A 21,357-nucleotide genomic window follows, 5' to 3' on the forward strand; every position below is an offset into this window, starting at 1 on the left:
AGTAGCCTTGGGGAAAGCCCCAGCTACGGAAGCAGGATCATGACCCACTTTGACCTCGTCATCATTGGCACGGGCTCCGGGAACTCAATCCCCGGGCCGGAATTTGACCACTGGAACATCGCCATAGTCGAGGACGGCCTGTTTGGCGGCACCTGCCTGAACGTAGGCTGCATCCCCACCAAAATGTTCGTCCACCCGGCGGAGCTGGCCGACGCCGCCCGCCATGGCCGAGCTCTGGGGGTCGATGCCCAGCTCAATGCCGTGGACTGGCCCGGCATCAGGGACCGCATCTTTGGCCGGATCGACTCCATCGAGGAGGGTGGGCGGCGTTACAGGCAGGGCCCGGAGTGCCCCAACATCACCGTCTTCCCGGGGCGCGCACGGTTCACCGGCCACAAGGCCCTGACCATTGACCTGCACGATGGCGGCACAGCCGCCGTGTCCGCCGACAGGTTCGTGCTGGCCGCAGGCTCCCATGCCGTTGTCCCGGACGTTCCTGGCCTTGCCGCCAGCCCGGGAACCGGGACGGCCGGGACGGCCGGGAGCGGGGCTGTTTTCCACACCTCGGACACCGTCATGCGGCTCGCGGAACTGCCCGCCAGCATTGCCATCCTGGGCGGCGGGTACATCGCCGCCGAATTCGCCCACGTGTTCTCCTCCTTTGGCGTCCAAGTGACCCAGATTGCCCGCGGCAAACGGCTGCTCAAATCACAGGATGCAGATGTCTCCGCACAATTCACCAAGGAAGCCGCGGCGCGCTACACGGTCCTGCTCGAGACCAAGGTGACGGCCGTGGCAAACTCGGGCGACGGCGTCGAACTTCAGCTGCATGGGCCGGACGGCACCAGCGCTGTCAGCGCCGACGTACTGCTCGTGGCCACGGGCCGTACACCCAACGGCGCGGGCCTGGACGTGGAAAAGACGGGTGTGCCCCTGGACGCGCATGGCCGGGTGGTGGTGGACGGACACCAGCGGACCGCCGTGGAAGGCATCTACGCACTGGGGGACATTTCCTCGAAGTTCCAGCTCAAGCATGTGGCCAACCATGAGGCGCGGGTGGTCAAACACAACCTGGCCCATCCGGGGCAGCCCATCAGCTCAGACCACCGCTTTGTGCCGGCGGCTGTGTTCACCGACCCCCAGATCGCCAGCGTGGGCATGACGGAGTCCCACGCCGTCAAGGCCGGCATCCCCCACGATGTGAAGGTCCAGAACTATTCCGACATTGCCGCCGGCTGGGCGCGCGAGGATTCAGGGCACTTCCTGAAGGTGCTTGCCGACCCTGCCACGGGGCTGCTGCTGGGGGCGCATGTGATTGGCCCGGAGGCGGCCACGGTCATCCAGCCGCTGGTCCAGGCCATGCACTTTGGACAAACTGCGCACGACGTGGCCCGCGGGCAGTACTGGATCCACCCGGCCCTCTCGGAACTGGTGGAGAACGCACTGCTGGGCCTGCCGGAGGCTACCCCAGCCGGCTGAGCTCGGCGCGGCCCAAAAGGTAGTTGCGCACGGCGGGCTGGCGGGCCAGGCCGGCCGCAACCGTGAACTCGGCGGAAGCCTCGGCAGTGCGGCCGGACCGGGCCAGTAGTTCGGCGCGGGCGGCGTGGAAGGGCTGGAAGGCCGCGACGGCCGCTCGCCCAGCAGCCGTGCCCGTGGCGGCCAGCGCGTCCAACGCCGCCAGCCCGGATGCCGGCTCGCCTGTTCGCCCGGCCACGGCGGCCAGCGCCACCTGTGCCCCAAGGCTCGGCGCCACCACGAGCAGGGCCGCATAGAGCGTGTGGAGCGCCGCCCAGTCCGTGAGCCCTGTCCTGGCCCGTGCGCAGTGGACAGCCTGGATGGCGGCCTCCAGCTGAAACCGTCCCGGCAGCCCCGGCGGAACTGCCAATCCCAACAATGCTTCGCCTTGTGCCAACAGGGACGCATCCCACCGGGAGGTGTCCTGCTCCCCCAGCGGAACAAATTCACGGCCCTCGTCACTCCGGCCGGGCCTCCGGGACATGGACAGCGTGATGAGCGCGGCAAGACCCCACGCCTCCGGCTCGGTTTCCAGCGTCCGGGCCAAGGTGAGGGCCAGGTATTGTGCCTCGCCGCTGAGGTCCGGGCCCTGCTCCGGCCCGTCCCCCTGCGCCGCAGCCTCCCAGCCCTCATCGAGCCATGCCATGGCGTAGCAGCCGTAGATTGCTTCCAGCACTGCCGGCAGGCGTCCGGGCATGGCCCCGCGGTCCGGGACAGTGAAGGGGATGCGGGCTTCCTTGATCTTCCGCTTGGCCCGGACCAGGCGCTGGGCCATGGCCGCCGCGGGGACGGCGAAGACTGCAGCTATCCGGGCGGCGTCGAACCCCAGGACAGTCTGCAGCATGAGCGGCGTGCGGATGCCGGGGTCGATGGCCGGGTGGGCACAGACAAACAGCAGTTCCAGGCGCTTGTCCCCCATGGCGTCAACGTCGGGTTCGTCCGCCGGCATGGCGTCCCGACCTTCCCATCCTGCGGCCTCCAGCGGCGCGAAAGCGCGGTTGTAGGCCGATTTCCAGGTGTCGCGCTGGCGGTTGCGGGCCACCGTCAGCAACCACGCCTCCGGATTGCCCGGGATTCCGTCGCGCGGCCAGCGCAGCAGGGCCTGTTCAAAGGCGGCGGACAGGGCGTCCTCGGCCAGGGCAAGGTCTCCCGTGGGCGCGGCAAGGAGCGAAACCAGCCGCCCGTAGGAGGCGCGGGCCGTCCGCTCGGCGGCAGCATGCACCTCCCCTGCGCTCATTCGTTGGGCCGCCACGCGCCGTCGACAGTGAAAACGGCGCCCGGGCGCACCTCAACGGCGCCCCATTCAATGGCCGGTGCCTGGCGGGCCCAGTCAATGGCCGCATCGAGGTCATCCACGTCCAGCACGAAGCTGCCGCCGAGCTGCTCCCGGGTGTCGGCGAACGGGCCGTCCTGGACGGCAAGAGCCCCCTCCACCATGGTCAGGGTGGTGGTGCTTGATGAGGGCTGGAGCACCTCGGCGCTGACCAGGACACCCGCCTGGTGCAGCGTTGCCGCATAGCTGGCGAAGGCCCGCTGGCCCTCTGCCAACGCCTCGGCTCCCAGGGCCTCGGCGTCCATCTCCGGATAGTGCAAAAGCAGCGTGTAGCGCATGGTCGTTTCTCCTTCGTGTAAAGCCGGTGCGTGTGCCCCGGCCCTTGCACAGTGATGACGATTGGACGGCCGCGGAAACGACAGCACGGGGCAGCTACCTGCCGCCGGCGATCTTTCGGCTGCGCTGCTCCTGCGCCTTGGGCCCGTAGGGATAGACGCCCACCTGCGGCTCGCTGACCAGGGTGAGCTGTCCGGTTTCCCGTGGCGTGAGAGCCAGGCTCGCCGCCCCAAGGTTTTCGGCCAACTGCGCCGTGGTCCTGGCCCCCAGAATCACCGAGGCCACCCCGGGACGCGCCGCCGTCCAGGCCAACGCCACCTGGGCCGCGCTCACGTCGCGGCTCGCGGCAATGTCAGTCACAACGCCCACCACGTCCCAGGTGCGCGGGCTCGCATTGCGTTCGGACCACGCCTCCATGCCGCGGTTCGGGTCCTCGCCCAACCGGGTGGCGCCCACCGGCGCCACATCGCGCTTGTACTTCCCGCTGAGCCAACCCCCTGCCAGCGGCGACCACGGCAGCAGCCCCACCCCGGCATCAAGTGCGGCGGGCACGATTTCCAATTCAATGTCCCGCACCAGCAGGCTGTACTGCGGCTGCAGGGACACGGGCAGGTTCCAGCCCTGGGCCTTGGCAAGGTAGACCGCCTTGCTGAGCTGCCAGCCCAGGAAGTTGGAGAAGCCGTAGTAGCCGATCTTCCCGGCGGTGACGGCGTCGTGCAGGAAGCGCAGCGTCTCCTCCAGGGGCGTGATGGGGTCCCAGGCATGCATCTGGTAGAGGTCGATTTGTTCCACGCCCAGCCTGCGCAGGGATTCATCCAGGGCGCGGGTCAGGTGCCGGCGGGACGTCCCGACGTCGTTCGGGTGCCCACCCATGGGGAAGCGGCCCTTCGAGGCAAGCACGACGGCGTCCCTCGCCCCGGGCCGCGCGGCCAGCCAGCGGCCGATGATCGCCTCCGAGGCGCCCCCTGTGTAGACGTCGGCGGTGTCGATGAAGTTGCCGCCGGCCCCCAGGTAGCTGTCCAGGATGGCGTGGGAGGTGGACTCGTCGGCCTCCGCTCCGAACGTCATGGTGCCGAGTGCGAAGCTCGAAACGACGGTCCCGGTGTTTCCCAAAGTCCTGTATTCCACGATGCTCCCAACTCTGAGGTGGCTGTGCTGCCCCTTCCACGATAGGACCCTCCCCGGCGCTGCGCGAGGGTCAGGACGGAACTTTCGCGGCTTAGGAGAAGACCACCAGGCCGTAGACGGCGAACAGCGCCAGGTGTGCAGCCCCGTGCATGGCTGTGACCTTCTTCGCGCCAAACGAGGTAACGGACAGCAGCAGGCTCACGCCCAGGAGCAGCAGGTTCGCCGGGCTCTCCGCGAGCACCACGGCCTGGCCCGTGAGCAATCCAATCACCAGCACTGCAGGGATGGTCAGCCCCACGGTCGAGACCAGGGCGCCATGGCACAGGTTGCTGACACGCTGCGCCTCGCCCGCGAGTGCGGCCCGGATGGTGGTGATGGTTTCCGGGAGGAAAACGATCATGGCGATCAGGATGCCGGAAAGGGCCACGGGGGCACCGGCCCGGCCCAGCCCGTCGTCCAGCAGCGTGGCCATGTCATGGGAGAGCAGCACGATGGGCAGCACAGTCGCCACGAGCAGGGCCAGGCGCAGGACAATTTCGCCGCGGTGCTTGGACAGGATGGCGGTGATGGGCTCGCGTTCCGGGGCAATTGCCCCTGATGTGCCGACGGTGAGGCGTGGATCGACCTCGGTGAAGTCCCCGGCCTGGCTGCCCATCTGGCGGAACAGGAAGAAGGCGTACAGGGCCACGGCCAGCAGGATGATCGGCACGGCCTGGCCCGGCGTGTAGGAGCCACCTGATCCAATCAGGGCAGGCAGTGCAAAGGCCAGTGTGGCCAGGACAATGATCATGCCCAGGTAGGCGGAGGTGCCTGTGCGGTTGTGGCGCAGCCCGCCGTGCCGGAGCCCGCCAAGCAGCAGCGACAGACCAACCACCCCGTTGAGGATGATCATGGAAACCGCCATGACCGAGTCGCGGGCAATGGTGGCGTGCTCACCCGGGCCAAGCATGACGGCGGAAATCAGGACCACCTCGATCAACACAATGGAGAGTGTCAGGACCAGAGATCCATACGGGTCCCCCAGGCGCCGGGCCAGGTGTTCGGCCTCATGGACCACGCCGAAGGAGCAGATGAGGATGACGGCGATGATGGCCGTGAGCGTGCCGAGCAAAAGCGGTGTTGGCACGGGTGGTTCCAGGAGCGGCCCGGCAAAGAGCAGGGCGGCTACCGCGCTCCAGCCAACCAGCAGGCGGAGCCACGCCGCGGGGGTGATGATGGAGCGCATTGATGAGGTCAGCATGGGTTCAAACCTGTTCCACGAGGCCGTCCCCGAGTTGAATTGCCGAAACGGGCCGTCCCGTTCGTGCTGCTGGATTCCTGGCGGTGCCGCCCCTGCTGCAGGGGCCTGGCAATTGCCTCCGCCCAGAATAGTCCAGCCTCCACCCGGAGGCCAACTTGCCAGGGCCGGTCTGTGTCCGGCTGTGGGCATGCAGGAAATCTAGCTAGATGAGCTAGTAACCTCTTTGGGAAGGTAATGTTTGTGGCAATCATGCGGGCAGGGATCCAGACGGCGAAAACGCCCGGATTCACTGAATTTGAGATCGGGGACGCAAGTGGGCAAAAACGCCATGGAGGGAATCAACCTTGTCTGGTTCCGAGACGACCTTCGCACCGCGGACCACCCGGCCCTGGCCGCCGCCATGGCAGACCGGCGTCCCGGCGTCCGCACCATTGCCGTCTATGTGCTCGATGAGGTCTCCCCGGAGATCCGCCCCCTGGGGGCCGCGGCGAAATGGTGGCTGCACCACGGCTTGGCGGAGCTGCACGGGCAGCTGGCCCGGCTCAATGTGCCACTGCTGCTGCTGCGCGGTCCGGGCGCGTCCATGGTGCCGGACTTGGCCGGTGAACTTTGCGCCAGCCTGGCCCTGGAACCCGAGTCGCTGTCCGTCTTCTGGAACCGGCGCTACGGTTCCGGGGAACGGACCGTGGACACCGAGGCCAAGAACAGGATCCGGCAGCAGGGCTGCACGGCTACCAGCTCAGCCGGCACCCTCCTGCATGAACCATGGACGGTTCAGACACAGGAAGGACAGCACTACAAGGTGTTCACCCCTTTCTACAACGCACTTCAACGGCTTCCGCTGCGTCCGGCATTGCCTGCCCCGGCCGCCCAGTCCCCTGTGCCGGACATGGACACCCACGGCGATGCGCTCGGCGACTGGGAGCTGTTGCCGACAGTACCGGATTGGTCCGCAGGTCTGGCCGCCGCGTGGGAGCCGGGCGAAGAGGCAGCGCACAGCCGCCTGGACTGGGTGCTCTCCGAGGTTGCTGCGGGCTACCCGTCAGGGCGGGACCTGCCGGGACGTGACGGCACATCACGGCTTTCCCCGGCGCTGCGGTGGGGCCACCTGAGTCCCGTGCAGGTGTGGGAAGCCCTTGGCACGCTGGCCCCAGGCGATGCCGACGCCGCCGAGGGCGCCCGGGCCATGATGCGCCAACTGGCCTGGCGGGACTTTTGCTGGAACCTGCTCTACCACCATCCCCGGATGGACACACGGAACATCCGCGCCGAGTTCGACAACTTTGACTGGGCCTGGCCGGCCGTGGATCTGCCGGGAGTGGAAGCAGGAGGGGCCGGCGGCCCGGGCCAGGAACTCATTGATGCCAACTTCACGGCGTGGTGCCGGGGCGAAACCGGCTTTGCCCTGGTGGACGCCGGGATGAGGCAGCTGTGGGAGACGGGCTGGATGCACAACCGTGTGCGGATGGTGGTTGCCAGCCTGCTGGTCAAGAATCTCGGCATCCACTGGCGCGCCGGCGAAGCATGGTTTTGGGACACGCTGGTGGATGCGGACGCGGCGTCCAACCCGGCCAACTGGCAGTGGGTGGCCGGGTGCGGTGCCGACGCCGCCCCGTATTTCCGGGTCTTCAACCCGCTGCTGCAGCAGAAAAAATTCGATCCACAGGGCCGGTACATCGCACAGCATGCACCGGCCCTGGGCCCGGAACCGATCGTTGACCTGCCGGAATCCCGCCGCGCCGCACTGGAAGCCTACGAACAAATGAAGGCCGACACCCGCTAGACCAACCTAGCCATCAGCGGGGGCCCCGCCGCTGTGGCGCGATGCCCGGGAAAGCTTGGACGGCCACCAAATGCTCCGCCCGATGTCATACGCCAGGGCCGGCACAAGCAGTGACCGCACCACGAATGTGTCCAACAGGACCCCAAAGGCCACGATGAACGCGATCTGCACCAGGAAAAGGATGGGAATCACCGAAAGTGCGGAGAACGTGGCCGCCAGGACAAGGCCGGCCGAGGTGATGACGCCGCCGGTGATCACCAGGCCGCGCACAATGCCTTCCCGCGTGCCGTGCTGCAGCGATTCCTCCCGCACACGCGTCATCAAGAAAATGTTGTAGTCGATTCCCAGCGCCACCAGGAAGATGAAGCCAAACAGCGGAACAGCCGGATCGGCCCCCGGGAATTTCAGCACGTCGTTGAACACGAACGCGGCCACTCCGAGCGCAGCACCGAAGGACAGCACCGTGGTGAGCACCAACAGCACGGGGGCCAGCACGGAACGCAGCAGCAACATGAGGATCACCAGGATGACGCCCAGGACCACGGGAATGATCAAGTTCCTGTCGTGGATTGAGGCATCGTTGGTGTCGATGGCGGTTGCCGTGACCCCGCCAACCAGGGCACCGGGCACTGATTGGGCAAGGTCGCCGCGCAGTCCGCGTACGACGTCGGCCGCCTCATCTGAGTCTGCGGCCGCGGCCAGGGTCCCCTGCAGCATGGCGTCCCCCTGCACCAGGGTGGGCTGCGGTGCGGGCGCTCCGGGGGCACCGAGAGGCTGGATTCCCTCCGCCGTAACTGGTGCCGTTCCGCTCGGGGAATCCTTTGCCACCACGGAAACTCCCTCAATTCCCTGGTTGCCCAGCAGCACATCCGCTGCCGCCTGGAGCCGGTTGCCGGGAACCACCACCAGCACGGGGCTGCCCGTGCCGCCGGGGAAGTGCTGCCCCAGCACAGCCTGCCCATCCCGCGCTTCCGAGGCGCCCAGCACCAGCTCGGACTGCGGGATGCCTGTGGCGTTGAGCTGGGTTGCCCCGAAGGCACCCAGCAGCAGCAGGATGGTGGTTGCCACCCAAATCGCCCGCGGGCGGCGCTTGATCAGCCGGGAGAGTTTCACCCAAACCCCCTGGGCGTGCACGCCGTGCTCGGCTGCCACAACTTCCGGTTCATACTTGGGGCGGCGCGGCCAGAAGGCCGAGCGGCCAAAGGCAAACAGGATGGCCGGGAGCAGGGTCAACGCCGACAGCATGGCAAAGGCAATGCCGATCGCGGCCACCGGGCCCAGGGAGCTGTTGGACTTCAGGTCGCTCAACAGCAGGCACAGCAGTCCGGCTATGACGGTTCCGCCCGAGGCCGCGATGGGCTCGGCGGACTTTCGGATTGCCGCCCAGCTGGCGTCCCACTTGTCGGTGGCAATGCGAAGCTCCTCCCGGTAGCGGGAGACATAGAGCAGCGAGTAGTCGGTGGCGGCGCCAATCACCAGGATGAACAGGATTCCCTGGGTTTGTCCGCTGAGTGCCAGAATGCCGGCCTTGGCCAACCACCAAACACTCAGGAGCGCCACGCACAAGGCAAAGAGGCTGGTTGCCAGCACCGCCACGGGGAGCAGCAAGGAGCGGTACACGAAGACCAGGATGACAAACACCGCCAAGAGCGCAACGCCAAGCAGAATTCCGTCAATGCCCGAGAACCCCTCGATGAGATCCGCGGTGAACCCGGCCGGACCCGTCACGTGGACCGAAACACCCTCCGGGGCGGTGGCTCTGAGCTCGGCTCCCAGGGCAGCCACCACATCGGCGATCTCCGCATCGGCCGCAATGGGCACGAACGCCTGGACCGCCAGGCCGTCTTTCGAGGGAATGGCCGGAGAAACGCCCGATCCCACACCGGGGATGTCCACCAGGGCCGCAATTGCCTGGTTTGCCGCCGCCAGCTGCTCCTTCGTGAAGGGGTCCGTGCCGGACATGACCACGACGGCGGGGATCTCGTCCGAGTCGCGGAACTCGCCCAACAGCTTCTGCACCTGGGTGGCATCGGCAGACTCCGGAAGGTAGCTGGTCTGGTCATTGGAGGAGACCTCGCTGACCTTGCCAAAGTAGGGGCCGCCAATTGACCCGCCGGCGAGCCAGGCCAGGATCAGCACCGTGGGAATGAGGACGCGCAGCCATTTTGGACCCCTGCGGGAAGGCAGCCCAACGGTCCCGTCGACCTCAGGTTTCTGGCTGGTTTTCACATGCGCCTCCCCGGCAGGGTCTGTTGTGTGCCACATGGACACTTTGCTAGTCTAGCTAGCAAATACCCTAACATGCATCATTCCGGCCTTGATATATGCAGGCTCGGCTAGAATAAACCCCATGGCACGCATTGAACCAACATCCCAGCCCATGCCGTCCAACATCTACGATGTTGACGCCAGCGATCCGCGGCAACAGCTCGTGGACCGCTCGGGGATGGACCCGGCCACGGTCAGCCACATCGGGGAGGTCATGGCGGCATTGGGCAGGTTGCGCAGCGCCGAGCAGGAACTCTCGGACGCGTCACTGAAGTTCATGAAGCTGAACCAGACGGACATGCGTGCCCTCCATTACTTGATTGTGGCCGCAAACAGCGGCGGAACAGCAACCCCCGGAGCCCTGTCAACGCACCTGAAGATTTCCACGGCGTCCACCACCAAGCTGCTGGACAGGCTGGAACACGCGGGCCACATCACGAGGGCACCGCATCCCAGCGACAGGCGGGCCCTGGCCATCACCATCTCGCCCAAGACCCGCCAGGCGGCGATGGACACGGTGGGCCGGCAGCAGGCCAAGCGGTTCCATGCTGCTGCGCGGCTGAGTGAAGAAGAGCGCAATGTGGTGATCCGTTTCCTTGACGACATGGCCGGCGAGCTGGCCATCACCGACGAGGCGTGGGCGCAGCCCGGCGCGGCCGCCGACTGACACAGCGCGAGGGGCCAGGGCCCGGGCGCCGCTACATCAGGGCCGCGACGCGGCGGACGCCCGCCTGGATCTGCTGGATGGATGCGGCGCTGTAGGACAGGCGGATGAACGGGGCGGTGGGTTCGTCCACGTAGTAGTGCCTGCCGTCCCCGATCAGCACGCCGGCGGCATTGGCGGCGGCTGTCAACGCCGTCGAACCACTTCCGGCCGGCAACTTGACCCAGAGATGGATGCCTCCCGCGGGCACGATGGGCACGCGTGCGCCGGGCATGGTGGCCAGCACCTCGGCCACCATGGCATCCCGGCGCTCCAACAGGCCCTTCCGCAGCCGCTTGAGATGGCGCGGCCATGCGCTGGATCCCAGCAGGCCCAGGGCAATCTCCTGCGTCAGCGGCGGCACGCACATGTCATCGGCAATGCGGGCGGTCCGCAGGCGCTCCCCCGCCGGCCCGCGGGCTGCCAAGGCACCCACGCGCAGCCCGGGTGCGGCCGGCTTGGTGAGGGTGGCAATGTGCACCACATGCCCGTCTGGGTCCTGCGTGAACAGTGGCGGCGGGGCCGCGCCGTCAAGTGAAAGGTTGCGTGCCCAGTCGTCCTCAATGATGAAGGCGCCATGCGCCTTTGCCAGGGCCAGGACCTCCACGCGCCGCTCCGGGCTCAGCACGGCGCCGGTGGGGTTGGTGCAGTATGGCTGGAGGTAAATGAGCTTGGCGTGGGTGCGCTCCAGGGCCTCGGCCAGCTTTTCGGGAATGATTCCGTCCGCGTCGGCGGGCACAGCGGCGATGTTGAGCCCGGCGGATTGGGCGGCAATGGTCGCGCCGGGGTAGCTGGGGCTCTCCGTGATGATCGTGGAGCCGGGGTCGGCCAGTGTGCGCATGGCGAAGACGAGCGACTGCTGCCCGCCCGGCATGATGAGGACATCCCCGGCCTCGGCATCCAGCTGGGAGGCGAACGCGCGCCGCAACTCGGGCAGCCCCATGGGCGGTGCCATGGTCCAGGCCCGGTGGCTCTTGGCGCAGCGTGCACCGAGCGTGCGCAGTTCATCAAAGGGCTGCAGTTCCGGGGCCAGGTAGCCCCACGAAAGCTGGACCTGTTCGGCCGTGCCCGGCGAACCCAGCCGGCCCGCACGGCCCGCATCAACACGGGTCCGCCCCAGTGCCTGCGACTGCCAGGCATAGTCCGGCTCGGCGGGGAGGTCACGCCCGGCCACGAAGGTGCCGCGGCCGGGCTCTGCCCGCACCACCCCCAGGGCAGACAGCAAAGTGATGGCCTGGGTGACCGTCACCGGGCTGGCGCCGTAGGTCTTGGACAACTCACGGACCGACGGAAGCTTCTCCCCCACCCGCATCAGGCCGGCCTGCTGCTTGAGCAATTCCGCAATCTCGGACGCCCTGTTATTACTCTGCATGGTTCAACTAAATAACGTTACTGTTACCCCATCAAAAGTGTTACCCCATATTTCACTGCGTGGGTGGTGCCGTGCCCGCAGCCGCCGACGCAGCGATTGCCGACTCCGCGACTGCCGACCGGATGGCGCCAATGGCGTCCTGTTCCTCCCGCAGACACTGCTCGAGCAGTCCGGCGACCCCGGGCACACCTTCCGCCCGGGCGTGGATGGCCAGGCTTTCGTAGACACCGCATTCGTGGTGCCTGGCCTCCAGCAGGCTCGTCAGGACCACCTCGTCCACCAGTGGGCTGGAGACCTTGCCAATGAATGACCGGGCCTCCCTGCCAAGGGCCTTGGAGGTGGGTGAGGAAAATTGGTGGGCTTCCCTGCCCAACAGCTCGAAACACTCCTTGAGCATGCCAACATGCCCACGGTTCTCCTTTGCCTGGGCGAGGACCAGATCCTTGACGCCGCCGCCCATGGCCGCATTGTCCAGGTCGGTGTGCAGTTCCATTGCCTCGTACTCCATGGCGAGGGCCATGCCCAGCTTGTAGAGGAAGATTTGTTCCGGGGTTGTGAAGTGTTCAAACATTGTTCGATCTCCATTCCTTGCCATGGCGATGACGTCCCCCACCTTCGACTCTAGCCAGCGGAGCGGGAAAATTCCATGGTTTTCAGCCTCCCCGCGGACCTTCCGGGCCGAAGCAGCTGCCCGGGAAATCCATCCTGTTCGCTGCGCCCCGCTGGTGCTACCTTTTGATCAGGTGTGGCTCTCTGGGTGGAGGGATTGCGATGGCACAGGATCAGGATGGGGCGACCCGCAAGGTTTTGTTCTACGTTCCGGGCCTGGCAATCGGCCCCGACAAGAGTGGCCCGCTGCTGGAGCGGCTGCGCGCAGAGTACGGCAGCGACTGGGAAATTCATGTGTTCCGGCACGGTGTGCGGCCCTGGACCCTCTACCCCCGGCTGGGGCAGGCGGTGGACCGCCTGGCCGTGGCCATCGCGTCCGCCTCGGGCGACTTCACGGGTGAGGCCCACACCGTGGGCGAGGTCCGCCTCATGGGCCACAGCCTCGGCGGCCTGCTCATCCAGTCGGCCTATTTGCGCGGGCTGGGGGTGGACGGCAACCAGTCCTCCAGCACGGTGGGAAGCTGGGCCTCCAAGGTGCGCCGCATGGTCCTGGTGGGCACCCCCAACCAGGGCTTCGCCCCTCGGCGCATGCCGTTCACGGCCCGGCTGACCTACGCCTTTGCCTCACCATTTTGGGATTTTGCCGCCGAGGCCTTCCGGATGGGCGGCTACTGGATCACCAACCTGCGGCTGCTGTGGATGGAGACGCTGCGCGGCCAGGCCAACCCGCCGCTGGTGGTGCAGGTGCTGGGGACCGACGACGACTTCATCCATGAAGAGGACGTACGGGACAGCATCAACATGCCCAACACCGGCTGGACACACATGGACGGGGCCAACCACCCCGGCCTGGTGGACCTGGGCGACCCGTTCACCTCCGAATACCGCTGGAAGGTGCTGCGCGAGGCGCTCTTTGGCTCAAGCATCAAGCCCCAGGCTGCCAGCCCGGTCTCGGAGCGGCCCGTTCACTTCATAGTTCACGGGATCCGGGCCAGCGCCTACGACACCTGGGTGCAGCAGCTGAAGGCCGAAATTGAGCATGACCCCGACGGCGTGGAGCCGTATGTGGTGGCCATGGACTATGGCTACCTGAGCGCCTATGAGTTTGCCCTGCCATTCTCCCGGAACCGCAAGACGCACACCTTCCTGACCACCTACGCAAACGCCTGCCGCGACTTCAACCCCGACAACTTCAACTTTGCCGGACACAGCAACGGCACGTTCATGATGGGCAGGGCCATGAAACTGGTGCCTGCCGTCCGCTTCCGCCACATTTTCCTGGCCGGCAGCGTCCTGCCGGTGGACTACCGGTGGTCGGCGCTTTTTGCCCGACGGCAGGTGGGCCGGCACGACTCCACCGGCTTGTGGCTGCGGGGCCGGGTGCACAACGACAGGGCCGCGGTGGATGTGCCCGTGGGCATCCTGGCGACGTTCCTGCACGGCCTGCACCCGTTCAACAAGGACATCGGCCCGGGAGGCTACCGCGGGTTCAGTGAAGACTCCCTGCCGGCGGAAGTTTCCGATCATGAGCTGGCGTTCCCGCCCGGGCACGGCAGCGCACTCATGGACCACCCTGGCCAGCCGCCGCGCATGCCGCAAATTTCCCACTACCTGCGCAGCGGTGTTCCTGTCTGCACGCCGGACACCGTCCGCCCCGCAAAGTTTGCCCTCATGAACAGGCTGGTTGAGCGCCTGGCGTGGTTCCTGGTGCTGCTGATTGTGGTCCTGTTGTTGCTGGCCGGCTGGTGGCTGGCCACTGTCCTGGGGCTGTGGTGGGCGGTGGGCATCTACGCCGCCGTGCTGGGTGGGGCCTACGTGGCGCTGCGCTGCATCTGAACGGCCCCGCATGAGGTGCGCCTGTGGACGGCGTGCGAGGATTGCTGCATGGACTTGGATGTGGCAGCGGGCTTTGTGATCCCCGCGGCGGAGCTTGGGTGGCGCTTTTCCAGGTCGTCAGGCCCCGGCGGGCAGCACGTGAACACCTCCGACAGCAGGGTTGAACTCTTCTGGAATGTGGCATCCTCCGCCGTCCCCACCGAGGAACAGAGGGAGCGGCTGCAGGCGCGGCTGGGCAGGCGAATGGTGGGCGGGGCGCTGACCGTCACTGCCTCCGAACAGCGCTCCCAGCTGCGCAACCGGGAAATCGCGCTGGAGAAGCTTGCAGCCCTGGTCGCCGCCGCCCTTGCCCCCGATGCGCCCGCACGCCGCCCGTCCAAGCCGACGCGCGGCTCGAAGCGACGCCACCAGGCAGCCAAGCAGCGTCGCTCGGAAACCAAGTCGCTGCGCCGGCGGCCCGCCGGGGACTGACTGGCCGCATGCGAACGGAGGCTGCTAGCCTTGGACACATGGGTTCACTGTTTCTTTAGCACGGGACGCCGCGTCGATTGATTCCGCGGCGGGTCCCACGCGCACCGTCCGCCACAGGCGCCACGTGCGAGATCCATCCCCAGCTCCCCTGCGCCACCACGGTGCGCGCATGCCGCGACGGCAGGCCCGGCCCCGTTGCGGGGAAAGAAGTCCCCAGTGAACCACTCCCCCTTCCCACCGGCCCCATCCTCCAGCATGGGACCCGGCCTGCGCCGCGCGCACCGAAGTGCCACCATCCGCGGCGGCGCCGTCCGCTACGCCGACCGCCTGGTGCTGCGCGACCTTGAACTGAACGTTGGCCCCCGCGACCGCCTGGCCGTCATTGGCGACAACGGCGCCGGCAAGTCGACCATTCTGGGCATGCTCGCCGGAACCGTGCCGCTGGCCGCCGGGGAGCGCGCGGTGGAACTGCCCGGCGGCCTGGCCTGGGCGCAGCAGCGTCCCGCCTTTGCGCCCGGCAGCACGGTGGAACAGGCCCTTGGTTCCCTGCTGGCAGGGATCCGCGGCATCGAGGCGCGCATGACGGCAGTTGCCGCCCGGATGGGCCAGGGCAGCCCGGCGGAACAGGCCGCTCTCGCGGCCCAGCTCGGGGACCTGGAGGCAGAGTATGGTTCCCGCGGCGGCTACACCCTGGACATCCGGCTTAACATCGCGCTGGAGCAGCTGGGCCTGGGCGGGCTGGACCGGGACACGGCAGTTGACGGACTCTCCGGCGGGGAACGGGCCCGGCTGGCACTCGCCGCGGCAGTCTCCGCGGAGGCCGAGCTGCTCCTGCTGGATGAACCCACCAACGACCTCGACGAGGCGGGCCTGGGCTGGCTTGAGGACCGCCTCGGCAGCCACCGCGGCGCGCTTGTGGTGGTCAGCCACGACCGTGCGTTTCTGGACCGCTTTGCCGAGGACATCCTGGCCCTGGAGGACGGTGCCGTGCGCCGCTACGGCAACGGCTATTCCGGCTACCTGGCCGGCCGGGCAGCGGAGCGGCGCAGCCTGGCCAACGCCCGTGAGGCCTGGCGCCGGGACATTGCCCGCACCGAGGCCATGCTGGAGGCCAATGCGTTCCGGCTCTCCGCCATCCCGCGCAAGATGGAGATGGCCGCGTTTGGCCACGGCGCGTTCCGGCAGCGCAGCCGCGACCATGGGGCCATGTCCCGGATCCGCACGGCCAAGGAGCGGCTGTCCCGGCTTCTGGAGAGTCCCGCGCCCAAGCCACCCGAACCGCTGCGCTTCGCCCCGCCATTTACCGCACCACCCCGGGCGGGGGCGGGCGCCCCTAATTCCACCGACGACGGCGTGCCCCAGCAGCTGCTCACGGCGTCTGGCGTGCGCTTGGGGGCCGCCGGTACGGGCCCGCGGCTGTTGCTGGAGCAGCTGGAGCTGCGCGCCGGGGACCGCTGGCTGGTCTCCGGCCCCAACGGCTCCGGCAAGACAACGCTGCTGCGCGTTCTCGCCGGCGAGCTTCCGCCCGTCGGGGGAACCCTCGCCGTCCGCCCCGGCCTGCGCGTGGCCTGGCTGCGCCAGGACCTGTCGGATCCCTCGGGGCGTCGGCTGCTGCCTGCTTTTGCGGCGGCCACCGGCACCGATCCGGAGGAGGCAGCCGCGATGCTGCTGGGCCTGGGCCTGTTCCCACCCTCGGCACTGTCGCTGCCCTTGAATGAATTGTCCGTGGGGCAGCTGCGGCGCCTGGAACTGGCCGTGGCACTCACCGCCCCGAGTGACCTGCTGCTGCTCGATGAACCCACCAACCACCTCTCCCCGGAATTGGCGGAGCAACTCGAAGATGCACTTGAGGGTTACCCGGGGGCGGTGGTCACTGTCACCCACGACCGCCGGTGGCGCGGGCGCATGGCCAGCGGACATGCACGGCAGCTGCAGCTCGGCCCCGGCGGCGTCGTCACGCAGGGGTGAGCGAGGCAACCGGGTGGCTGCCGCCGTCGAACACGTCCCGCCGTGCCAGCTAGCATTGATGGGGCAAGGGACCGGCCACCCACAGGCCCGGACCACCACCGACGCGCGAGGCAATCCCATCACCACTTCACACACCGGGCCGGTTGAGGTCATCATCATTGCAGCCATGGACTCGGAAATCGCGCCGTTCCTGGAACGCGCCACCGGCGTGGACGCCGCCGCGAAGCACGGGAACGCCGTCCACCGCACGGGCACCCTGGACGGGCGGACGGTGCTGTTTGTGCGCGGCGGGATCGGCCTGGTCAATGCCGCGGCGGCCACCACCTCGGCGCTCCTGCTGGCAGGCACCGGCTCCCCCGGCGCCCCGCTGCCACTGGTGGTTAGCGCAGGCAGTGCCGGCGGCTTGGGCGATTCCGTGCGGGTCGGGGACGTGGTGGTGTCGATGGACACGCTCAACGCCGACGCCGACGCACGCGCCCTAGGCTACGAGCTGGGCCAGGTGCCCGGCATGCCGGCCTCGTATCCAGTGCCGCAACACCTTGCCGACGCCGCAGCCCGCGGCCTGCCGGCGCAGCGCCGGGCGGAGACCGTGCACCACGGCCTGACGGTGTCCAGCTACGCCTTTGTGGGCCCGGACCGCGCCGACGTTATCAAGGAACAGTTCCCGGGAGTGCTGGCCACCGACATGGAGTCCTCGGCCATCGCCCAGGTCTGCCACGCCCACGGGGCACCGTTCCTGGCCATCCGCGGGATCTCGGATATGTGCGGTCCGGCCTCGGACGAGTTCATCCAGCACGTTGACGACGCCGCGGAGCGATCGGCAGAGATCGCCGTTGCCGTGGTGGATGCCTGGCTCACGGAAGCCTCCGGCCCGGCTTCCTGATCCGGGACGGCCGCCCCTGCAGGGGCTGGGCAAAAGGGACCCCTGGAAATCCAATCCAGATCCCACTGTGCTCCGAACCACACTGTGGACGAGCCCAATGACGGGCCGCCCGCAATGTAGGAGGAGAATTCCAGTGAAAAAGAAATCTGCTTTGCTCTTCGCACCACTGCTTGCCCTGGCCGCACTGTCCATGTCCACCGGCACGGCCCTGGCCGCAGACGGGGACACCACCACCTTTGAAGCCAACCTGGGCGCCATCAACGGCAGCAACGCCGCTGGCACGGTCTGGATCAACTTGACGGGCGACCAGGCCACCGTCACCGAGAACGTCAGCGGCCTGGCCGCAACTTTCGACGGAAAGCCGTACCCGCACGTGCAGCACATCCACATTGATGCCGCCGGCGTCTGCCCGACACCCGCCGCCGACGCCAATGGTGATGGCGTCATCAGTACCACCGAGGGCGGCCCGTCCTACGGAAAGATCGGCACCACCCTTTCCACCAGCGGTGACACCAGTGACAAGGCCGGATTGGATCTGGCCGTTGGGGGCATGGGTGCCAGCTTCAACTACGAGCGCACGTTCACCATGAACGCTGCGACCATTGCCTCGCTGAAGGCCGGCAAGGCCGTGGTTGTGGTGCACGGCCTGGATCCGGCAACGTTGTCGGCCGCTGGCCAGGCAGCCAAGAGCGACCTGGTGCCGAGCCTGCCGCTGGCCGCCACCTCCCCCGCACTGTGCGGGACGCTGGTGGCTTCCCAGATGGCTGCCATGCCCGGCGGCGCACCCGGGACCGGCGTGACCACCCAGCTTGCCTCCGCAAACGCCTCGGCTTCCCCGGAGGCAGCCTGGTTTGCCGCAGGAGGGGCGTTGCTGCTGGCAGGTGGCGCGGCGTTGACCTTGCGCCGCCAGAAGTTCGCCGCGGCAAAGTAGCGGCGGCCGTTCCCATGACGAACACCACCAGCCGCCGCGGAAGCCACATGGCCTCCGTGGCGGCGGCGGTGCTCCTGGTGTCCCTCACCTTTGGTGTTGCCGGATGCGGGAGTGAATCCGCCCCCATTTCCACAGGCTCGACGGCGGCAGCGCAGCCGGCGGCCGCCGCACCCGAGTCTTCTTCCGCACCCACCCAGGGGCCGTCGTCGGCCATTGGCGTGGCAACTTCCCAGCCCGCCCCACAACCGGTTGAGGGTCCCATCCTGGCCAAATCCGCCCCCATTTCACTGGCCATTCCGGACATCGGGCTCACCACGGATCTAATGTCATTGGGCCGGGATGCCCAGGGCGAGGCCGAAGTTCCGCCGGGCGAGGCTGGCTCCCCGGCCGGCTGGTACAAGTACTCACCGACACCCGGCGAACTTGGCCCGTCAGTCATCCTGGGGCACGTCAACACCACCACCACCCCCGACGGTGTGTTCTTCCGGCTCCACGAGCTCAGGCCCGGCGAGCAGTTCTCCGTGGCCCGGGCAGACGGAACCGTGGCAGTGTTCGCGGTCGACCGCAGCGAAGTCTTCAAGAAGGACCAATTCCCCACGCTGGCCGTATACGGAAACACCCAACGCGCCGAGATCCGGCTCATCACCTGCGGCGGATACGAACCGAGCACTGGCGAATTCACCGAAAACACCGTGGTGTACGGACACCTGCTGTCCAGCCACGCCGGCTAGCGGAGCCGGACAGGTGGCACCGGGCCACCGCGCATCCTGGATTGGAGCAACCATGAAAAGCAATATCAGCCTCGCCGGGGCATTGGCAGTCGCGGCCGCCATTGCCCTTGCAGGATGCGCGGCGCCGGCTTCCGGCACGCCCACGCCCACGCCCACGCCCACGCCCAGTGCATCTCAGGCTGCCGGCCCCATGGAACTGATGATCCACATACAGGACGGCAAGGCCAGCAGCCCCCAGCCCGTTGTTTCCGGGTCCATGGTGACAGTGATGAACATGGATGCCACGCCGCAGAGGATCATTTCCGACGACGCCACCAGCTTTAGCGTCAGCGTGCCGGCCGGGGGCACAGCCGCCTTTGCCGCCCCGGGGAAACCGGGCAGCTATCCTTTCCATGGCGAACCTGGCGGCCTCACCGGTGTTGTGACGGTCACGGCTGCAGCCCCCTCGGCGGCCGCCACGATGGTCTGTGCAGAGGAGGCCAGGCAGACTGTCCAGGAGATCCTTGCCTTGCCCGCCCTCCCGGCCACGGCCAGCCGTTGGGATGGCAGCACCTACAGTTGCACCTATCCCCTTGACGGCGGCGATTTCGTGATGTCGGTGACGGAGACCGCCAGCAATGCCGCCGCCGGGAAACTGGCCGGGGAACTTGCCGAAAAGGAGCTGGCCACACCCATTGCCGGGCTGGCAAATCTGGGCCTGCCCGGATACCAGTCCGGCGACGGCCACGTGATCTTTGCCAAGGACTCCATGGTTCTCCACGTGGATGCGTCAGCGTTTGCAAAACCAGTGGGCCCGCACCAGGTCACAGGAAGCAAGTTTGCCTACGAACTGGCCACCACGATCCTTGGGTGCTGGACCGAACACCACAGTTGAGCGGCAACGGAGGCCAGGAATGCTACTCAGCGCCGCCTCCGGACATGTCGCCAACCCCCGGCACGCCGTCCTCGCGGGCGTAGTGCGCCAGGATGGCGCCCTTGCCCGATGACACGGCCGGCCCGATGAGCCTGAGGTTGGTGGGCACCACCCCGTCGGCAAACACCTTCTTGCCGCGGCCCAGCAAAATGGGGTAGACCCAGAGCGTGAGCCGGTCAAACAGCTGCCCGGCGAACAGCGTCTGGACAAAGTCCATGCTGCCTATGACGTGGGTGTGCTCGTGGCGTTCGCGCAGCTCGGCAATGGCCGCGGCGGTGTCCTCCCCCAGTTGCGTGGAGTTGGCCCACGCCGGGGCCAGCCTGCCGCGGGAGGCCACGTACTTCGGGATGCGGTTGAACAATTCGGCGACGCTTCCGTCGGGCCCTTCCTGCTGCTTGGGCCAATAGGACGCGAAGATGTCGTAGGTGCGCCGGCCCAGCAGCAGGGCGTCCATCCCCTCCATGCCCGCGTCGAGGTCGTCACCCACCTCCTGGTCCATGAGCGGCGCCTGCCACCCGCCAAAGGCGAAACCGCCCTCGGGGTCTTCCTCGGGCCCGCCGGGGGCCTGCGCCACGCCGTCGAGGGTGGTGAACAAGTCAATGTGGATGAGTCCCATGCGCGTGCTCCGTCCCGGTGGCCCGCCGCCGGCCCGGCGCCGGGATCACCCACAACGCTGCCACACCGCCAAGTGCGGGGCAATGGTTTGGGGCCAATTCAGCTGCCCGGAAGGCCCGCCTGCCGCCCCGTCATTGTCACGATGACCTTGGCAATGCTGTCAATGAATTCCGGCGTGGGTCCCCGAAGGCCCGGATCGGTCTGCACGCGCTGCACCAGGGCCTCGGTGATGCCGCCGATCAGGATGATCCCCGCGAGCCCGCCAGGTGCCTCATCGATGAGGCCTGCCGCGGCGAAGCCCTCGAAGGCATCATCGACGGCGCCTGCAAGCTGGCGGTTGGTGTGCCTGCGCTGGCGTTCCAACTCCACCGAGACTCCCACAACCTCGACCTGCATGACCCGGGCCTTGCGTTCATCGGCCAGCATTGGGCCCAGGGCAGCGGCAACGAGCATCCTCGTCGCGGCCAGGACATCGCCCGCAGGCGCGCCGGTCCCGCCCGTAATTGCCCCCAGGACCTCCTGGTTCAGGTCCAGGTACAGGTGGGCCAGCAGCTCCTGGTGCTCGGAGTACAGCTCGTAGAAAGAACGGGTGGAGACCTTGGCGAGCCTGCAAACGGCCCCAACTGTGGTGGCGCCGTAGCCCACAGTCCCGTAGAGCTCCAGGGCCGCGTCCAACAGCCTCCGCCGCCGTTCCGTGTCGCGCACATCCCGCTCCGTGCCGTGCCACAGCTGCGATTCCGCCTGCGCGCCAGCCGTCATTTGCCTCGGCCCCTTCCATTGAA

Annotated in this window: 19 protein-coding genes; 10 read left to right on the forward strand and 9 right to left on the reverse strand. The window is 67.7% G+C overall.

Annotation, left to right across the window (positions count from 1 at the left end; all coding sequences use genetic code 11):
- Positions 1-39: 39 nt before the first annotated feature.
- The gene (locus PCK14_RS00845) at positions 40-1,479 is read left to right on the forward strand and encodes a mycothione reductase (RefSeq protein ID WP_269936563.1); all 1,440 of its coding nucleotides are present in this window, start codon (positions 40-42) and stop codon (positions 1,477-1,479) included.
- On the opposite strand, the gene PCK14_RS00850 is transcribed toward PCK14_RS00845, so the two are convergent.
- The 4 genes from PCK14_RS00850 to PCK14_RS00865 form a co-directional block, all read right to left on the reverse strand.
- Positions 1,463-2,752, reverse strand: coding sequence for an RNA polymerase sigma factor (locus PCK14_RS00850; protein ID WP_269936564.1), 1,290 nt, complete (start codon positions 2,750-2,752; stop codon positions 1,463-1,465). The two genes, PCK14_RS00845 and PCK14_RS00850, sit on opposite strands and share 17 nt — an antisense overlap.
- Positions 2,749-3,126: a YciI family protein gene (locus PCK14_RS00855; protein WP_269936565.1), complete on the reverse strand. Its 378-nt coding sequence runs from the start codon at positions 3,124-3,126 to the stop codon at positions 2,749-2,751. Before PCK14_RS00855 ends, PCK14_RS00850 begins: the two co-directional genes overlap by 4 nt.
- A 94-nt stretch (positions 3,127-3,220) precedes the next feature.
- Positions 3,221-4,252 carry an aldo/keto reductase gene (locus PCK14_RS00860; protein WP_269936566.1) on the reverse strand — a complete coding sequence of 344 codons (1,032 nt, stop codon included), beginning with the start codon at positions 4,250-4,252 and terminating at the stop codon, positions 3,221-3,223.
- Positions 4,253-4,343: 91 nt separating this feature from the next.
- Positions 4,344-5,492 carry a calcium:proton antiporter gene (locus PCK14_RS00865; RefSeq protein WP_269936567.1) on the reverse strand — a complete coding sequence of 383 codons (1,149 nt, stop codon included), beginning with the start codon at positions 5,490-5,492 and terminating at the stop codon, positions 4,344-4,346.
- Between the two features lie 328 nt (positions 5,493-5,820).
- Here PCK14_RS00865 and PCK14_RS00870 point away from each other — a divergent pair, with 328 nt between their 5' ends.
- Positions 5,821-7,275 carry a cryptochrome/photolyase family protein gene (locus PCK14_RS00870; RefSeq protein ID WP_269936568.1) on the forward strand — a complete coding sequence of 485 codons (1,455 nt, stop codon included), beginning with the start codon at positions 5,821-5,823 and terminating at the stop codon, positions 7,273-7,275.
- Positions 7,276-7,281: 6 nt separating this feature from the next.
- Here the strand turns inward: PCK14_RS00870 and PCK14_RS00875 are convergent, their stop codons facing one another.
- On the reverse strand, positions 7,282-9,540 hold the full coding sequence (locus PCK14_RS00875) for an MMPL family transporter (protein WP_269936569.1): 2,259 nt from the start codon (positions 9,538-9,540) through the stop codon (positions 7,282-7,284).
- A gap of 85 nt (positions 9,541-9,625) precedes the next feature.
- Here PCK14_RS00875 and PCK14_RS00880 point away from each other — a divergent pair, with 85 nt between their 5' ends.
- The gene (locus PCK14_RS00880) at positions 9,626-10,210 is read left to right on the forward strand and encodes a MarR family winged helix-turn-helix transcriptional regulator (protein ID WP_269936570.1); all 585 of its coding nucleotides are present in this window, start codon (positions 9,626-9,628) and stop codon (positions 10,208-10,210) included.
- Positions 10,211-10,241: 31 nt separating this feature from the next.
- Here PCK14_RS00880 and PCK14_RS00885 read toward each other — a convergent pair whose 3' ends face one another.
- Entirely contained in the window at positions 10,242-11,618 is a 1,377-nt protein-coding gene (locus PCK14_RS00885) for an aminotransferase-like domain-containing protein (RefSeq protein WP_269936571.1), read from the reverse strand.
- A 52-nt stretch (positions 11,619-11,670) separates the two neighbouring features.
- Positions 11,671-12,189, reverse strand: coding sequence for a DUF892 family protein (locus tag PCK14_RS00890; RefSeq protein WP_269936572.1), 519 nt, complete (start codon positions 12,187-12,189; stop codon positions 11,671-11,673).
- A gap of 200 nt (positions 12,190-12,389) precedes the next feature.
- Here PCK14_RS00890 and PCK14_RS00895 point away from each other — a divergent pair, with 200 nt between their 5' ends.
- The 7 genes from PCK14_RS00895 to PCK14_RS00925 all read left to right on the forward strand — a co-directional run bounded on the left by PCK14_RS00895 (position 12,390) and on the right by PCK14_RS00925 (position 19,921).
- Entirely contained in the window at positions 12,390-14,063 is a 1,674-nt protein-coding gene (locus PCK14_RS00895) for a hypothetical protein (RefSeq protein ID WP_269936573.1), read from the forward strand.
- Between the two features lie 48 nt (positions 14,064-14,111).
- Positions 14,112-14,534, forward strand: coding sequence for an alternative ribosome rescue aminoacyl-tRNA hydrolase ArfB (gene arfB, locus PCK14_RS00900; RefSeq protein ID WP_269936574.1), 423 nt, complete (start codon positions 14,112-14,114; stop codon positions 14,532-14,534).
- A 216-nt stretch (positions 14,535-14,750) separates the two neighbouring features.
- Positions 14,751-16,502: an ABC-F family ATP-binding cassette domain-containing protein gene (locus PCK14_RS00905; protein ID WP_269936575.1), complete on the forward strand. Its 1,752-nt coding sequence runs from the start codon at positions 14,751-14,753 to the stop codon at positions 16,500-16,502.
- A gap of 58 nt (positions 16,503-16,560) precedes the next feature.
- Complete coding sequence (mtnN, locus tag PCK14_RS00910) at positions 16,561-17,385, forward strand: 5'-methylthioadenosine/S-adenosylhomocysteine nucleosidase (protein ID WP_269936576.1); 825 nt, start codon at positions 16,561-16,563, stop codon at positions 17,383-17,385.
- 151 nt (positions 17,386-17,536) lie between these two features.
- Positions 17,537-18,316: a hypothetical protein gene (locus PCK14_RS00915; RefSeq protein ID WP_269936577.1), complete on the forward strand. Its 780-nt coding sequence runs from the start codon at positions 17,537-17,539 to the stop codon at positions 18,314-18,316.
- Between the two features lie 14 nt (positions 18,317-18,330).
- On the forward strand, positions 18,331-19,047 hold the full coding sequence (locus tag PCK14_RS00920; RefSeq protein WP_269936578.1) for a class F sortase: 717 nt from the start codon (positions 18,331-18,333) through the stop codon (positions 19,045-19,047).
- 52 nt (positions 19,048-19,099) lie between these two features.
- On the forward strand, positions 19,100-19,921 hold the full coding sequence (locus PCK14_RS00925; RefSeq protein WP_269936579.1) for a hypothetical protein: 822 nt from the start codon (positions 19,100-19,102) through the stop codon (positions 19,919-19,921).
- 22 nt (positions 19,922-19,943) lie between these two features.
- Here the strand turns inward: PCK14_RS00925 and PCK14_RS00930 are convergent, their stop codons facing one another.
- Positions 19,944-20,576, reverse strand: coding sequence for a dihydrofolate reductase family protein (locus tag PCK14_RS00930; RefSeq protein WP_269936580.1), 633 nt, complete (start codon positions 20,574-20,576; stop codon positions 19,944-19,946).
- Between the two features lie 98 nt (positions 20,577-20,674).
- Positions 20,675-21,334 carry a TetR/AcrR family transcriptional regulator gene (locus PCK14_RS00935; RefSeq protein ID WP_269936581.1) on the reverse strand — a complete coding sequence of 220 codons (660 nt, stop codon included), beginning with the start codon at positions 21,332-21,334 and terminating at the stop codon, positions 20,675-20,677.
- Between the last annotated feature and the right edge of the window lie 23 nt (positions 21,335-21,357).

The organism is Arthrobacter sp. HY1533 (assembly GCF_027568515.1).
In the GTDB taxonomy this organism is placed as follows: Bacteria; Actinomycetota; Actinomycetes; order Actinomycetales; family Micrococcaceae; genus Specibacter.